Origin of the sequence: Pseudomonas sihuiensis, assembly GCF_900106015.1 — a bacterium.
In the GTDB taxonomy this organism is placed as follows: Bacteria; Pseudomonadota; Gammaproteobacteria; order Pseudomonadales; family Pseudomonadaceae; genus Aquipseudomonas; species Aquipseudomonas sihuiensis.
The window spans coordinates 4,321,538-4,335,145 of record NZ_LT629797.1 but is presented as its reverse complement, the minus strand read 5'-3'; the positions used below and the strand labels follow the sequence as shown (position 1 = coordinate 4,335,145).

The window sequence follows — 13,608 nt, the reverse complement described above, 5'->3', positions numbered from 1 at the left end:
CGGTGCCGTGGTGCCCGGCCCTTCCAGATGCGTGGCGCCGGGTGTCCCCGGAAAACTGTGGTTCACAAGAAAAAGAAGGAACCAACCCATGAGTCAAACGCTGCTGTCCATCCTGGCCTTCGTGCCACTGGTGCTAGCGGGTGTACTGCTGATCGGCTTTCGCTGGCCGGCCAAGTACGCGATGCCGCTGGTGTTCGTCCTCACCGCCCTGATCGGCCTGCTGGCCTGGGACATGTCCCTCAACCGGGTCATCGCCTCCAGCCTGCAGGGGCTGATTCTCACGGCCTCGATCCTGTGGATCATCTTCGGCGCGATCCTGCTGCTGAACACCCTCAAGCACTCCGGAGGTATCTCGGCGATCCGCCGGGGCTTCTCCAATATCAGTCCGGATCGCCGCGTACAGGCGCTGATCGTCGCCTGGTTGTTCGGTTGTTTCATCGAGGGCGCCTCCGGTTTCGGCACCCCGGCTGCCGTGGCCGCACCGCTGCTGGTAGCCCTGGGCTTCCCGGCACTGGCCGCGGTGGTACTGGGGATGATGGTGCAGTCCACACCTGTCTCCTTCGGTGCGGTGGGTACGCCGATTCTGGTGGGTGTCGGCGCCGGTCTGGATAGAACCGGCATCACCGAACAACTGGTGGCCACCGGCAGCACCTGGGAAACCTTCTTCCACCTGATCTACTCGCGGGTGGCCATCACCCACGGCCTGATCGGCCTGCTGATGCCGCTGATCATGGTGATGATCATGACGCGCTTCTTCGGCAAGAATCAGAGCTGGAAGGAAGGCCTGGCCATCGCGCCGTTCGCCATCTTCACCGCCTTCGCCTTCTCCCTGCCGTACATGGCCGCCGGCGTGTTCCTCGGCCCGGAATTCCCCTCGATGATCGGCGCCCTGGTTGGCCTGGCCATCGTGGTGCCGGCCGCCAAGGCCGGCTTCCTGCTGCCAAAGGAAACCTGGGACTTTGCCGATCCCAAGGACTGGCCGTCCGACTGGATGGGCAAGATCGAGATGAAGCTGGATGAGGTGGCCGGCAAGGCGCCAATCTCGGTGCCCATGGCCTGGGCGCCCTACCTGCTGCTGGCGGTGTTCCTGGTCATCTCGCGTATCTTCCCCGAGGTGAAAGCGGCGCTGATGAGCCTGAGCTTCGGCTGGAAGGACATCCTCGGTGAGACCGGCGTATCCGGCACCATCGAGCCGCTGTATCTGCCAGGGGGCATCCTGTGCATGGTGGTGCTGGTGACCTTCTTCCTGCACCGCATGCGCTTCTCCGAGCTCAAGGCGGCAGTGGGCGAGTCGAGCAAGACCCTGCTCGGCGCCGGCTTCGTGTTGATCTTCACCATTCCCATGGTGCGTATCCTGATCAACTCGGGGGTCAACGGCAGCGATCTGATGTCGATGCCGGTGGCGATGGCGCAACTGGTGGCCGACAGCGTCGGCGGCGTGTATCCGTTCTTCGCCCCGGCGGTCGGCGCCCTGGGCGCCTTTATCGCCGGCTCCAACACCGTATCCAACCTGATGCTGTCGCAGTTCCAGCTCAATGCTGCCGAGCTGATCGGGGTATCCGGAGCGATGATGGTGGCCGTGCAGTCGGTCGGTGCCGCGGCGGGCAACATGATCGCCATCCACAACGTGGTAGCGGCATCGGCGACCGTTGGTCTGCTCGGGCGTGAAGGCATCACCCTGCGCAAGACCATCCTGCCGACGCTCTACTACCTCGCTGCAGCCGGCTTGATCGCGCTGGTGGCGATGTACGGCATGGCACTGACCGATCCGCTGATGACCAGTCGCTGACTCTGACGGGTCGTGCACTGTGCGACCCGACTTTGGTTGGTCCCTGGCTGGTGGCGAATGCCACCGGCCGGCTTGGCGCGTCAGTACAATTGCGGTAGCTTGCGTCGCGCAACACCGTGAGATTGGCCTGAGGTTTTTATGAAAAAGTGGCAATGCGTGGTCTGTGGACTGATTTACGACGAGAGCCAGGGCTGGCCGGATGACGGCATCGCTCCCGGCACCCGCTGGGAAGACGTGCCGGAAGACTGGCTATGCCCTGACTGCGGCGTCGGCAAGATGGATTTCGAGATGATCGAAATCGGCTGATCACGCCTGGTTTTCAAAAAACGGCGACCCTCGGGTCGCCGTTTTTATTACATCAATCGCGCCTACTGAATAATCACCAGCCTTGCATCCGGGCTACGAAGCCGAACCAACATCACAGCAGCACCCTGCCAAGCCCGCGCCAGAGCCTTCGCCGCGATTGCTGGAGAAAAATCTTCAGCGCCATTTAATCAGCGCCAGAAGCCGGTCGCCCTTCACTTACAGCAGGCAATCACAGCCAGCTTCACTCAACTGAAGGAATATCATCATGGCTCTGTCGATTCATACCAACTACTCCTCGCTGATCACCCAGACCAACCTGGGCAAGACCAACAACGCCCTGGGCACCAACCAGCAGCGTCTGGGCACTGGCTTCCGCATCAACTCCGCTGCCGACGACGCCGCCGGTCTGCAGATCGCTACCCGTCTGAACGCCCAGTCCCGCGGTATGGACGTGGCCATGCGCAACACCAGCGACGCCGTATCGCTGCTGCAGACCGCCGAAGGCGCCTTCAGCGAAATGACCGATATCGTTCAGCGCATGAAAGACCTCGCCACCCAGTCCTCCAACGGCACCAACGCCCAGGCCGACCGTGACGCCCTGCAAGCCGAATACGACGAGCTGGGTAAAGAGCTGGCCAATATCATGACCAACACCAGCTACGCTGGCGACGCCCTGTTCGGTCTTGACGGTGCTACCGGCAAGTTCGGTGCCGCCGCCGTGACGTTCCAGATCGGTGCCACCACTGCCGAAACCCTGGAGCTGGACGCTACTACCCAGTCCGCTGCCCTGGGTACTGCCCTGGACGGCCTGTCCAGCAACTACACCACCCCAGGCACTGCCGGTACTGAAATCGCCGACGCCGCTGGCGCCAACGCCATGATTGATACCATCAACACCGCTCTGGACGACATTGGTGCCATGCGCGCCGCCTTCGGTGCCAACATCAACCGCCTGAACCACACCGCCAACAACCTGGCCAACATGAAGGACAACACCGACATGGCCAAGGGTCGCATCATGGACGCCGACTTCGCCAAGGAAAGCGCCAACATGAGCAAGAACTCCATGCTGATGCAGTCGGGCATCTCCATGCTCAAACAAGCCGGCCAGATGCCGGGCATGGTCATGTCCCTGCTGGGCTGATCCCGCGTCATCCAGGCGCAAAGGATTGCGCCGATCCCTCCCAACGCCCCGCATCCGCGGGGCGTTTCTTATGGCCAGCGGCCACCTCTGCATCCCACCTCATCAGGCGCATTGATCAACTGTCATCAAGCTCAGACATGATCGATACGGCTTCGGCGAATCTCGGCGATATCGTCGACTTCGCCCACAGACTGGCTAGTATTGAGTGAGCGCCCCCAGCGAACGGCAACCTGCTTCCAGCAACAAGCAGCTGGCACAAGACTTGCCAGTGCATTTCTCTGGCGCCAGAATGCCGACCGTCTGTCGCCGGGAAATTTCCCGCATGGAATTGCCGCTCGCCTCAAGGACCGCATGAACACCAGCCCCGAAACGCCGCTAGCCGAGCCGGAAAGCAACATTGCGTGCCTGATCATCAGGACCGGCCGCAGCGATTGTTATGCGCATTTCTACCCGGCGTTGTATCAGCTGACTCTGATCAAAAGTGGTATCGAGGAGAAGATCGACCTGGGCTATTCCGGCAGCCGCCTGCTCGAACGCCTGCTGCAGGAACCTGGCGAGGTGGTGTCACGCGACGAGTTGATGAACCACGCCTGGGCTGACCGGGTGGTCGGCCAGGGCAGCCTCAACCAGCAGATCTATACCCTGCGCCAGATACTGAGCGACGAGAAGAGCCGGGAAATCATCCAGACCCTGCCGCGCCGCGGCTATCTGCTCAACCCCAACTACCTGGTCGAGCCGCCGAGCGTCGATGACGTTGGCGCAGCCAGCGAAACGCTCGACACACCGGCCGTGCAGCCTGCCTTCCTGCGCCGGCATAGTCGCCAGCGGGCATCCTGGCTGATCCTGCTGAGTGTTTTCGGCATCGCCGGAATCAGTCTGTTCGCGACGCTGTACCACATCAGCCAGCCCAAGGATCTGCACAACAGCGAAATGAATCTGGGCCCGCTGCACGTGCACTACATCGATCAGGACTCGCACCGTCTGCAGCAGCTGATACTGCAAACTCACGGTCTGACCAGCCGGCTTGCGGTGCTGGCCAGCAAGCCGGCTACCGTGGTGCTGCGCCTGCACGGCGGTTTCTATGAGCTGCTGTGTCTGCAGCCCAGCGGCGCAGCGCGATCGCTGATGCTGCATGAAAGCCAGCTGAGCCAGGTGGCCGACGCCCAACTGAGCAGGTGTCTGCCATGAGCCTCGGTAGACAGTGCGGCATCAGCGGCGCCTGGTTGCTGAGCATGTTCGCCACGGCAATGGCCATGCTGCTGGGCATGCTTGCCCTGTGGCTGAGTTTCCTTTCCAGCAGCGAACTCGACGGTCGCTACCAGTCCAGCGGGCAGGTGCAGTTGAGCAATGGCCAGGTGCTGGACATCAGTCACAGCCTGCAGGTCAACAACGGTCGCTTCTATGCCATGACCCGCCAGGGCGACAGCATTCTGGAAACCTCGGGCGTGGTGGATTATGGCTTCCTCGGCAATTATCGATTGCGTGTCGAGGACGGCCAGGTCACCGGACTGGCCAGCGAGATCGACGACGAGCTGGTGTTCAACCTGCTCTACGGCCGGCACAAGGGCTCGACCATTCGCCTGACCAGTATCGATGGCTGTCTCTATGCGCTGGAAACCCGGCAGGTGTACTGCCAGGCCCGCACTCCCTGAGGCGGAACGCGCCATCGCTCAGGACTCCGGCAGGCTGAGCTTTACGCCTTCGGCACGGACTTCGGCGCGCACCTGCGCCTCGCCGAACAACTCGCGATACAGGCCTTCGGCCTGGCTGGTCAGCAACAGCAGCTCGATACGCCGATTGGCCCCGTTCTCCGGGTCGTTCGGTAGCAGCGGCATGCCGTCTGCCTGGGCGGCCACCTGCAGCACGTTGCCGGTCGGCAGGCCGGCCTCGACCAGCACGTTGCGCGCGCGCAGCGCACGGTCGCCAGAGAGATTCCAGTTGTTGTAGCCACCGACCACGCCACGATAGGGCATGGAATCGGTATGACCGCTGATGATCAGATGGTTTTCCACCCGCCCCAGAATGCCGGCCAGACGCCGCAGCAGGGTCTCGAAATGCGGATTGAGGTGGGAGCTGCCGCGGTTGAACATGAAACGCTGCGCATCGTCCTTGATCAGGATGCGCAGGCCCTGCGGCACCACCTGGATTTCGATATTGGCCTCGGCATCCAGCTGCAGGGCCAGCTCCTTCATCAGTTTGGCCAGCTCCTGCATCTGCAGCGGCTCGGCAAAATGCGGCCGGCGCGGCTCGCCGGGCTGGCCCTCGCCCAGAGCCGCGCCGGGGTCTTCCTGAGGCGTGCGCGCGCGGTTCTCGGGGTCGCGGCGCGGGGCAACCTGCACCGGCACGCCATCGAGGTCCAGCGGCGTGGTGCTGGAGCCGTCGAAGATGCCGGCCCCACCGTCGACCAGCGGATTGTTCAGCATGTCGGCATTGGCACGACTGGCGTCCTGGGTCTGCGGCTGGATGATCCACAGCACCATGAACAGCGCCATCATGGCCATGGTGAAGTCTGCGAAGGCCACCTTCCAGGCACCGCCATGCTCGTCGTGGCCGCCCTTCTTGCCACGCCGCTTGATGATGATCTCGTGGCCGTCACCGCCGCGCGGTTTCATGCAGCGTCCCTTTCATCTTCGTAACGGTTGACCCAGATCTCCAGCTGCTTGAACGCCGGTTTGACGTCCTGCTCGATCAGCTTGCGCCCGGCATCCACCGCCAGCAGCGTGGGCTTGCCGGCGACGTGGGCGACCAGGGTGGTACGCACGCATTCGAGCGCAGACATCTCGGTCTTGATGCGCTGGCCCATGGCACTCGACAGCGGCTCCATCACGCAGTAGCACATGAAGATGCCGAGGAAGGTGCCGACCAATGCCGCCGCGACGTGGGCGCCGATCTCGGCCACCGAACCGCCGATGTTGCCCATGGTGATGACGATGCCGAGGATCGCCGCGAGGATGCCGAAGCCCGGCATGGCCTCGCCGATCTTGTGCAGCGAGCGCGAAGGCTGCATCAGCACGTGCTCCATGGCCTCCAGCTCCTGCTCGAGGAAGCCTTCCAGTTCATGCGCGCTGATCTTGCCCATGGCCATCAGGCGGAAGTTGTCGGCGATGAAGGCCATCAGGTTCTTCTCCTGACGGATCAGCGGGTACTTGGCGAACAGGTCGCTCTGCTCCGGCTCCTCGATATGCGCATCGAGCACCTTGAGACCACCGACGTCGACCATTTCCAGCAGCTCATAGAGCATCATCAGCAGTTGACGCTGGAACTCCTCGCCACGCTTCTTGTAGACGAACACCCCCTTGATCTGGTGCAGCATCTCCAGCAGCACGTCCTTGGGGTTGGCCACCACCAGCGCGCCAAAACCGGCGCCGACGATGATGATCACCTCGGCCGGTTGCCAGAGCATGGCCAGCTCGCCATGGGCCATGACGTAACCACCGAGCACGCAGGCGACGATGATCAATGCACCTAATAACTTCTGCACCCTAGCCTCTCTCGTTCAGGTAACGGCTGGCCTTGGCGATCGCCTGCTTGCTCAGCTGGCAGACGCGCGCGTCGCTCAGCTCCAGCACCAAGGCGATTTCCTTGAGGCTCAGCTCGTGTTGGTAGTAAAGGGTCAGCACCAGCCGTTCGCGCTCGCTGAGCTGGCTCAGCGCCTGGGTCAGCAGGCGTTCCTTGAGCACCCGCTCCTCGACCGCACTGCCGCCGCAGGCGAAACCCTCGTGACCGTTCTGCAGCAGCTCGTCGAGGCTTTCGATGGCTTCGCAGGCATCGGCCTGGAGAAACTCCTGGTATTCCTTGGCGCTGATCGCGGCCGCCCGGAGGATCTCCTCTTCCTGCGGCACACGGCCCAGCTGCCGCGCCAGTTGGCGAATGGCATCGCGAATCCTGTGCGTCTGCTGACGAACCTGGCGCGGTCGCCAGTCCTGACGACGCAGCTCGTCGAGAATCGCGCCGCGAATGCGCAACGCGGCGAAACGCCCGAACTGCTCATCCGGCGTGCCGTAGCGGCGCAGGCATTCGAGCAGCCCCATCAGGCCGATCTGCTCCATGTCCTCGCGGTCGAGCACCTGATTGGCCTGCAACGACAGCTGGCTGACGATGCGCTTGACCAGCGGCAGATACTGCAGCAGCCACTTCTGCTCGGCACCGGGGGCGAACAGCGCGGCTCCGCCCTGTTCGGCGGCGTAGCGGTAGTCGATGGCGCAGGTGGCATTCATGGCTAGGCTCTGCTCTTTACTGGACTATCAGCTTGCTGACCAATACGTGGGCGAAGGGCATCGCCAGTTTCTTGCTGGCGAAATCATCCAGCAGCACCCGTTCCAGAGCGCCTTGCAGCTCTGGAATGGGCATACCACGCAGCTTCTCGAAGGTCAGCGAGGACAGATGCGCCACCACCGAATTGCGCACCATGGGATCGATCTGCTCGAGCTTCTTCGGATCGGTCTCCGGGTCGGCCTGCAGCACCAGATCCAGAACGAAATAATGCTCGCGGGTCTCACCCTGCAGACTGACGATCACCTTCTCGATGGGGAAGAAGCGGTACTCGCTGTTGGCCTCCTGAGCTTCGCTGCCGCCAGCGCCAGCGGAAATGCCGAGCACGCTCTGGCCGCTCTGCATGGACTTGAGCGTGGCGTAGTTGAAGAAGGTGCCGCCGATCACCACCAGGGTGTTGAAGATAACCAGCAGCAGGAGGACGCGCGGCATTGTCATGACTAGTCTCGATTCACTCACGGGAAATTAAACGGTGACCAACACATCGCTGGTCGATTGCGCAGCGCTACGCTCGCCACTTGCCGGTAGCGTGACGGCAGCGGCCACCTCGTCTTCGGCGGGCCAGGTCTGCGCCTGTTGCTGCTGGCGTCCGCCCTGGGCATCGGCGGAGACCTGCACATTGACCTGCACGAAGTTCTGCCCGACCAGCTCCTGACGCAGGCGCTCGCTGGTCTGCTGCAACAGACGCGCCACGTCGGCATTGGCAGCGGACAGTTGCACGCTGAGACGACCGGATTCGTGGCTGAGGAAGATTTCCAGGCTGCCCAGTTCCGGCGGGTCGAGGCGGATGGTGGCGTTCTGGATGCGCTGGTTGATCTGCAAATCGACGTGTTCACGCAGGCTGGCCAGCATCTGCTCGCCCCACTGTGCCTGAGGTGCGTGCAGTTTGAGCGGACGCTCCGCGCTCAGCGGCGTAGCGGCAGTCGAGGTGGTGGCGGTGCTGCCCGGCGTCGCCTTGTCGCTGTCGACGCTGCCAGGCAGGCGCTCAAGCACCTGCACTTCGGCAGCCTCTTCGATCACCAGTGGCGAAGCGGTCCTGGGCGTGACCCCGACGACCATCAGCGGCCGGGACGCTATTGGCTCTGCAACCGCCAATGGCGGCAGGCCTGGGGCTGCCGCCTGGGTGGTGCTCGACCTGTCCGCTGGCAGTTGCGGCTCGCGAGGGAGCGCCTGGTTGAGCACCTCGGCAGGCAATACGGCTGCTTGCTCCAGCGACTCGGCTTCCTCCTCGCGCAAGCGTTCGTCCTGCTCCGGCTCCGGCGCTTCCCGCGCCTCGATGCGTACGGCCTGCTGTCCCAGCACGCTGGCCAGCCACTGTTCGGCATCCGCTTCGCTGACGTGAATGGTTTCAGGTGTGCTGCTCGCGCTTTGCAACGCCTGTGGCGCAGCGGCGGCGAAGCCCTGAATGGCCATCTGTTGATCGAAGGGCCGAGCGGTAGCGTCGGCGCTACCAGCCTGGGCAAACCCCGACGGTAGCGTTTGCTCGGCGGAGCCGCTCGGACTGGTCCGCGCAGTGGCATTGATCAGTTGCAGCACCTTTATCTCCCGGCTTGGTAAAGGTCCACGCGCATGTAAGCGCTGCGCCCTTCGGCATATTCCAGATGCGTCAGTAACAACCGACGCACCCGCTCGCATTCTTCGGCGCAGGCAATGCGTGCCTGCCCGTGCAGCTGTCGCAGCTGCTTCTTGGCCTCAAGCACTTCGTCGCTCAGCGTCGGTAGCCCGGCCAGTAACTGCAGGCAGGCGCGAATCAGCGCATCGATCTCGCCGATGCGCGTCCAGTCAGCCTGCTCCAGCGCTTGTGACAGCTGCGCGTGCAACTGCTGCAGCGCGCGCAGTTCACTTGCGCGTTGCATTCACGCCTTCCCAGCCTTCACGCAGCACGCCAAGCAGACCGACCACTTCATCCAGACCCTCCAGCGACAGGCTGACGCTGACGTCGGAGAGGCGATAGATGCAGTAGTCGTAGAGCCGCGCCAGCCCCTGCACCAGCTCGCCGCCATTCTCGTAATCGAGGGCGCCATTGAGACCACCCAGGATGTTCAGGCACTTCTCCAGGGACTGGCCCTTCTGCTGGTAACGCTTGGCTTCGATATGGCCACGGGCGCGGGCCAGCTCGTCGAGCAGGCCGTCGAACAGCACCAGCACCAGCTCGTAAGGCGAGGCTGCGGCTGCGCGCGCCTCGAGGTCCACGGTGCGGTAGCTGTCGTAACTTTCGTTGAGGTTGTAGGCACTCATCAGAACATTCCGTAGGTCTGTTCCATCGCCGCCATGGTCTGCATGAGACCGGTGTACTGGCGGAGATAGCGGGCGTAGTAGGAGTCGTACTGCTTCTGGATGGTGTCGAGTTGTTGATCGACACGGCGCAGCTGGGTGTTGAGGGTGTCCTTGCGGTTGGTCAGCAGACCACCGGCGCTGCTGGTGTAGGCAGCCAGGTTCTTGTCCAGGGTATCGAGCAGGTTGCCCTTGTCGGTGAAGAGCTTTTCGAAACCTTCGGGGTTGGCTGCCACGGCTTTTTCAAAGCGCGCGTTATCGATGGTCAGCTTGCCGTTACGGTCGGCGCTGATGCCAAACTCGGTGAGGCTCGCCCCGCCAAAGGACGTCCGCACCAACTGATTGAGCATGCCTTCGATGGCACGCACGCTGGCATCACCGGCCAGGGCTCCACGACCGCCGCTCTCGCCGCCGCTGGCGGTGAGCGAGTCGAAACTGGTCATCAGCGCGTTGAAGGCGTTGATGAAAGACTGCGCCTTCTCCTTGGTGGCCTTCTGATCCTGGCCGACTTCCATGGTCAGAGGGGCATCGCCGCTCTTGTGCGCCTTGTTGAAGGTCAGGCTGACGCCATCGATGATGTTGTCGAAGGTGTTGCTGGTACTGGTCAGCTCGATACCGGTCTCGCCACCCAGACGCACGATGGCGTCCTTGGCCACGGACAGCTCCTGCCTGCTGGCCACCGCACCTTCAACCGCGGCATTGCCACTGGCGCTCAGGCTGATGGCCTGGTCGGCGCCAGTCTTCTCGCTGGTCAGCACCAGGTTGACCTGGCCATTGCTGCGTACCAGGGTCGCCTTGACGCCATTGTTGTCGCTCGCGCCGTTGATCGCTGCGGCCAGCTCATCGAGCGTGGCGACGGCTCCGAGGTCGACATTGAACGCGTCGCCGCCCTGGCCGATGGTCAGGCTGCCACTGCCGAGGTCGCCGTCCTGCAGCCCTTGCAGGGCAACCTGGCTCTTGCTGGCCAATTGCTGAACGAAAAAGTCGTAACTGCCGGCCACGGCCTTGGAGCCCACTGTAGCGCTGGCATAACCTTCCTGGCTGAAGCTCGCACTGTTGACCAACATGCTGCTGCCGGCCAGCTTGAGACCGCTGGCGGCAGTCTTGAAAGCCTTCAGTGCGGTATCCAGGCTGGTCAGGGCACTGAGCTGCGCCTTGTATGCGGCCTGGTTGCGGTTGGCCTTGGCCAACTGGCCCTGAATTTCGTATTGGGCCAGTTGGGTCGCCATGCTTTGCACGTAATCTGAATCGATAGCCATAGTCGGACACCCGTTTTCCTGTGAGATAGCAATAGCGGTGCCAACAGCTGAAACCCTTGATTTAGAGGGCTCTAGGCGTTCCGCCAGGTGAAAGATCCTTTCCGCTTGCACACTGCTGAACGACGAGCGGAAGGCCAACTTCCGCCTGCGTCGCGCTGGTGGCGGACGTACCGATTACAAAGGCGACAGCACAGGGGGGTGACTTAAGGAAAACGCCGCAGAGAGCGGGCAAACCACAGCATCAGCGGTGACGCGGTGCGCGCAGCGCACCCTACCGATGGCACCAGCCCCGTCCGCGGTACACGCATGCCCCGTAGGGTGCGCCATGCGCACCGGCGCCACTGCGCAACAACGGAAACACCAGAAATGCGCGAGCGCGCGACAGTGTTGCGGCGGGATATCCGCAGAAGGAGCGTAGCCGGCAGGCCTTGCCGAGCTATTCGCCGCCGACGGCGAAGTTCGGCAGGCTGTTGACCGGCTGACGGAAGTTGAAGGGAATGGACTCGACGGCCAGACCGACGTTGCGCTGCACCACGAAATGCAGGTGCGGGCCGGTGCTGTTGCCGGTGTTGCCGGAGCGCGCCAACAGGCTGCCGGTTTCCACCCGCTGGCCTTCACGCACGCTGACCGAGCCCTTCATCAGGTGCAGGTAAACGCCCATGGTGCCGTCGTCATGCAGGATGCGCACGAAGTTGCCGGCCGGGTTGTTGCCGCGGCCGCTCTGCTGGTTCTCGGTCTTGACCACCACACCACCGCGCGCGGCGACGATGGGCGTGCCCTCGGGCATGGCGATGTCCACTGCATAGCGGCCCTTGGGCGTGAAATGACTGTAGGTGCCGTTGGCGCCCTGGGTCTGACGGAACGGACCGCCACGCCAGGGCAACGGATAACGATGGATGCTCGGCTGCAGGCGCGGATCACCGAGGGCGTAGCGCAACCTGGGTTTGTAGCGCAGCGGTTTGCTGGCGTCCTGCGCGGTGAGGGTAGCCAGGCGGATATTGCTGCGCGGTGGCAGCACCCAGCGAATCGGTTTGTCCGGCGCGCCGATGGCGTTCTGTACCTGTTCCAGCCGCAGTTCGATTTCCACCGGCGCATACAGGTCATTGCGAATCAACAGGGTCTCGCCGGCTTCGTGCTTCTTGGTTTCCAGCTTCACCTGGTTGTCCAGGCGCTCGACCATGCGGTCGTTGAACACGAACACCTGCGCGCCGGGCGCAGCCTGATCGCTATAGGTCACCACGCCGTTCTTGTCGACGTACTTGTAGATGGTCAGCGCAGCGGCCTGGCCGCAAAAGACCAGCAGACTGCAGAGAATAATCAGACGCCCTAGCATAACGACTCGGATCTTATGGCTTTTTGATATCCGGGTTAGCAAGACTAGCAGCGCAGCACGGAGTGCGCGAGACACCGACCGTCAGGCTGTGAACCGGCTCACCGCCATTGGTCGGCATGGCGCCCTGGATTGCACCCGGGCTACGGGTTGGCAGGCCCAGCAGCGTGTCAGCGAGGAAGATAACGGCGTAAGCCGAGGCAATGCGTAGCAGAAGATGGTGCGGGGACAGCGCCGGGCGACCCGCGCCACCCAGAGCCTCGGAGCAGATACAGATGATCGCTGTCGTGACACTACGCGCCGGGGCTGAAATGCTTCTGCGCGGTGCCACGGGCGATCAGCCGCGACAGGTAGTCGAGCTTCTGCGGATCGCGGTCGACGAAGCGAAAGGTCAGTTGCAGCCATTCGCTGTCGGGTTTGGGTTCGAATGCCGCCACCGCGTGCAGGTAGCCATTGAGCCGCGCGGTTTCCGCTGCTTCGCCCTGTTCCAGGTCGAGCACTGCACTCTCCAGCACCTGCGGCAGCTGCTTGGTGCGCTTGACCACCAGCAGTGCCTCCTTGAGGCTCAGCGCCTTGATCACGCAGGCCATACTGCCCGCTGGCAAACGCAGCTGACCCTGGCCACGACCGGCCGGCGACTTGCTTGCGGCGGCCGGGGCAGGTGCGACACTCGGTGCCGCAGGGGCGTCAGCTGCCGGCGCTGGTGCACTGGTCTTTACCACCTCGGCCTTGCCACCGGTGAGTGCAGCCAGCGAGTCGTTGGCGAATCCACCCGTGCTCAGCATCTTCGACGGCGCACTGGACATCAGCGCCTGCAGCTTGCCAGCGCGTTGCAGGGCCTTCTTCACCTTGGTCACCAGTTGCTCATTGGAGAAAGGCTTGCCGATGTAGTCGGAAACACCGGCCTGGATCGCCTGCACCACGTTCTCCTTGTCGCCACGGCTGGTGACCATGATGAAGGGCGTGGTTTTCAGGTTGTCCTGCTCGCGGCACCAGGTCAACAGTTCGAGGCCGGACATCTCCGGCATTTCCCAGTCACAGAGGATCAGGTCGACCACCTGACGGCTCAACATCTGCTGGGCCTTGCGGCCATTGATCGCTTCCTCGATCTGTACGCCGGGGAAATTATCGCGCAGCCCTTTCTTGACCAGATCACGGATAAAGGTTGCGTCATCCACCACCAGCACACTGACTTTGCTCATCGACCACTCCTGCACGAATAGCGGTAAGCATA

At 63.0% G+C, this 13,608-nt stretch carries 15 protein-coding genes; 5 read left to right on the top strand and 10 right to left on the bottom strand.

Features of this window, described 5'->3' with window-relative positions:
- The first annotated feature begins 88 nt into the window (after nt 1-88).
- From BLT86_RS20410 to BLT86_RS20390, 5 genes are all read left to right on the top strand, one after another.
- Nucleotides 89-1,789: an L-lactate permease gene (locus BLT86_RS20410; RefSeq protein ID WP_017676457.1), complete on the top strand. Its 1,701-nt coding sequence runs from the start codon at nt 89-91 to the stop codon at nt 1,787-1,789.
- 138 nt (nt 1,790-1,927) lie between these two features.
- Nucleotides 1,928-2,095 (top strand): rubredoxin, encoded by a 168-nt coding sequence (locus BLT86_RS20405; RefSeq protein WP_003242223.1) that lies wholly within the window; start codon nt 1,928-1,930, stop codon nt 2,093-2,095.
- Nucleotides 2,096-2,360: 265 nt separating this feature from the next.
- Entirely contained in the window at nt 2,361-3,239 is an 879-nt protein-coding gene (gene lafA, locus BLT86_RS20400; protein ID WP_017676456.1) for a lateral flagellin LafA, read from the top strand.
- A 351-nt stretch (nt 3,240-3,590) separates the two neighbouring features.
- Nucleotides 3,591-4,427: a winged helix-turn-helix domain-containing protein gene (locus tag BLT86_RS20395; protein WP_092379196.1), complete on the top strand. Its 837-nt coding sequence runs from the start codon at nt 3,591-3,593 to the stop codon at nt 4,425-4,427.
- Entirely contained in the window at nt 4,424-4,891 is a 468-nt protein-coding gene (locus BLT86_RS20390; protein ID WP_092379193.1) for a hypothetical protein, read from the top strand. Before BLT86_RS20395 ends, BLT86_RS20390 begins: the two co-directional genes overlap by 4 nt.
- Before the next feature lie 18 nt (nt 4,892-4,909).
- On the opposite strand, the gene BLT86_RS20385 is transcribed toward BLT86_RS20390, so the two are convergent.
- From BLT86_RS20385 to BLT86_RS20340, 10 genes are all read right to left on the bottom strand, one after another.
- Nucleotides 4,910-5,851 carry a flagellar motor protein MotB gene (locus BLT86_RS20385; RefSeq protein ID WP_092379190.1) on the bottom strand — a complete coding sequence of 314 codons (942 nt, stop codon included), beginning with the start codon at nt 5,849-5,851 and terminating at the stop codon, nt 4,910-4,912.
- Entirely contained in the window at nt 5,848-6,720 is an 873-nt protein-coding gene (gene motA / locus BLT86_RS20380; RefSeq protein ID WP_013713362.1) for a flagellar motor stator protein MotA, read from the bottom strand. Before motA ends, BLT86_RS20385 begins: the two co-directional genes overlap by 4 nt.
- Nucleotide 6,721: 1 nt before the next feature.
- Nucleotides 6,722-7,456, bottom strand: coding sequence for a FliA/WhiG family RNA polymerase sigma factor (locus BLT86_RS20375; RefSeq protein WP_024306296.1), 735 nt, complete (start codon nt 7,454-7,456; stop codon nt 6,722-6,724).
- 16 nt (nt 7,457-7,472) lie between these two features.
- Nucleotides 7,473-7,949, bottom strand: a complete 477-nt coding sequence (locus tag BLT86_RS20370) for a flagellar basal body-associated FliL family protein (RefSeq protein WP_024306295.1) — start codon at nt 7,947-7,949, stop codon at nt 7,473-7,475.
- Nucleotides 7,950-7,976: 27 nt separating this feature from the next.
- The gene (locus BLT86_RS20365) at nt 7,977-9,047 is read right to left on the bottom strand and encodes a flagellar hook-length control protein FliK (protein ID WP_092379187.1); all 1,071 of its coding nucleotides are present in this window, start codon (nt 9,045-9,047) and stop codon (nt 7,977-7,979) included.
- Nucleotides 9,048-9,049: 2 nt separating this feature from the next.
- Entirely contained in the window at nt 9,050-9,367 is a 318-nt protein-coding gene (locus BLT86_RS20360; protein ID WP_024306293.1) for a hypothetical protein, read from the bottom strand.
- Nucleotides 9,351-9,749, bottom strand: coding sequence for a flagellar export chaperone FliS (gene fliS, locus BLT86_RS20355; RefSeq protein WP_017676447.1), 399 nt, complete (start codon nt 9,747-9,749; stop codon nt 9,351-9,353). The genes BLT86_RS20360 and fliS overlap by 17 nt, the downstream gene beginning before the upstream one ends.
- The gene (gene fliD / locus BLT86_RS20350; protein ID WP_092379184.1) at nt 9,749-11,044 is read right to left on the bottom strand and encodes a flagellar filament capping protein FliD; all 1,296 of its coding nucleotides are present in this window, start codon (nt 11,042-11,044) and stop codon (nt 9,749-9,751) included. Before fliD ends, fliS begins: the two co-directional genes overlap by 1 nt.
- Before the next feature lie 436 nt (nt 11,045-11,480).
- Nucleotides 11,481-12,377, bottom strand: a complete 897-nt coding sequence (locus BLT86_RS20345; protein WP_017676445.1) for a peptidoglycan DD-metalloendopeptidase family protein — start codon at nt 12,375-12,377, stop codon at nt 11,481-11,483.
- A 290-nt stretch (nt 12,378-12,667) separates the two neighbouring features.
- Complete coding sequence (locus tag BLT86_RS20340) at nt 12,668-13,576, bottom strand: response regulator (RefSeq protein ID WP_004423055.1); 909 nt, start codon at nt 13,574-13,576, stop codon at nt 12,668-12,670.
- Nucleotides 13,577-13,608: the final 32 nt, after the last annotated feature.

Bases quoted from the DNA above. Each gene is read 5' to 3' on its own strand.
- BLT86_RS20410 (WP_017676457.1), top strand. From the start codon at position 89: ATGAGTCAAACGCTGCTGTCCATCCTGGCCTTCGTGCCACTGGTGCTA.
- fliS (WP_017676447.1), bottom strand. From the start codon at position 9,749: ATGAGTGCCTACAACCTCAACGAAAGTTACGACAGCTACCGCACCGTG.
- BLT86_RS20375 (WP_024306296.1), bottom strand. From the start codon at position 7,456: ATGAATGCCACCTGCGCCATCGACTACCGCTACGCCGCCGAACAGGGC.
- lafA (WP_017676456.1), top strand. From the start codon at position 2,361: ATGGCTCTGTCGATTCATACCAACTACTCCTCGCTGATCACCCAGACC.
- BLT86_RS20390 (WP_092379193.1), top strand. From the start codon at position 4,424: ATGAGCCTCGGTAGACAGTGCGGCATCAGCGGCGCCTGGTTGCTGAGC.
- BLT86_RS20405 (WP_003242223.1), top strand. From the start codon at position 1,928: ATGAAAAAGTGGCAATGCGTGGTCTGTGGACTGATTTACGACGAGAGC.
- BLT86_RS20360 (WP_024306293.1), bottom strand. From the start codon at position 9,367: ATGCAACGCGCAAGTGAACTGCGCGCGCTGCAGCAGTTGCACGCGCAG.
- BLT86_RS20370 (WP_024306295.1), bottom strand. From the start codon at position 7,949: ATGACAATGCCGCGCGTCCTCCTGCTGCTGGTTATCTTCAACACCCTG.
- BLT86_RS20395 (WP_092379196.1), top strand. From the start codon at position 3,591: ATGAACACCAGCCCCGAAACGCCGCTAGCCGAGCCGGAAAGCAACATT.
- BLT86_RS20340 (WP_004423055.1), bottom strand. From the start codon at position 13,576: ATGAGCAAAGTCAGTGTGCTGGTGGTGGATGACGCAACCTTTATCCGT.
- BLT86_RS20385 (WP_092379190.1), bottom strand. From the start codon at position 5,851: ATGAAACCGCGCGGCGGTGACGGCCACGAGATCATCATCAAGCGGCGT.
- BLT86_RS20345 (WP_017676445.1), bottom strand. From the start codon at position 12,377: ATGCTAGGGCGTCTGATTATTCTCTGCAGTCTGCTGGTCTTTTGCGGC.
- fliD (WP_092379184.1), bottom strand. From the start codon at position 11,044: ATGGCTATCGATTCAGATTACGTGCAAAGCATGGCGACCCAACTGGCC.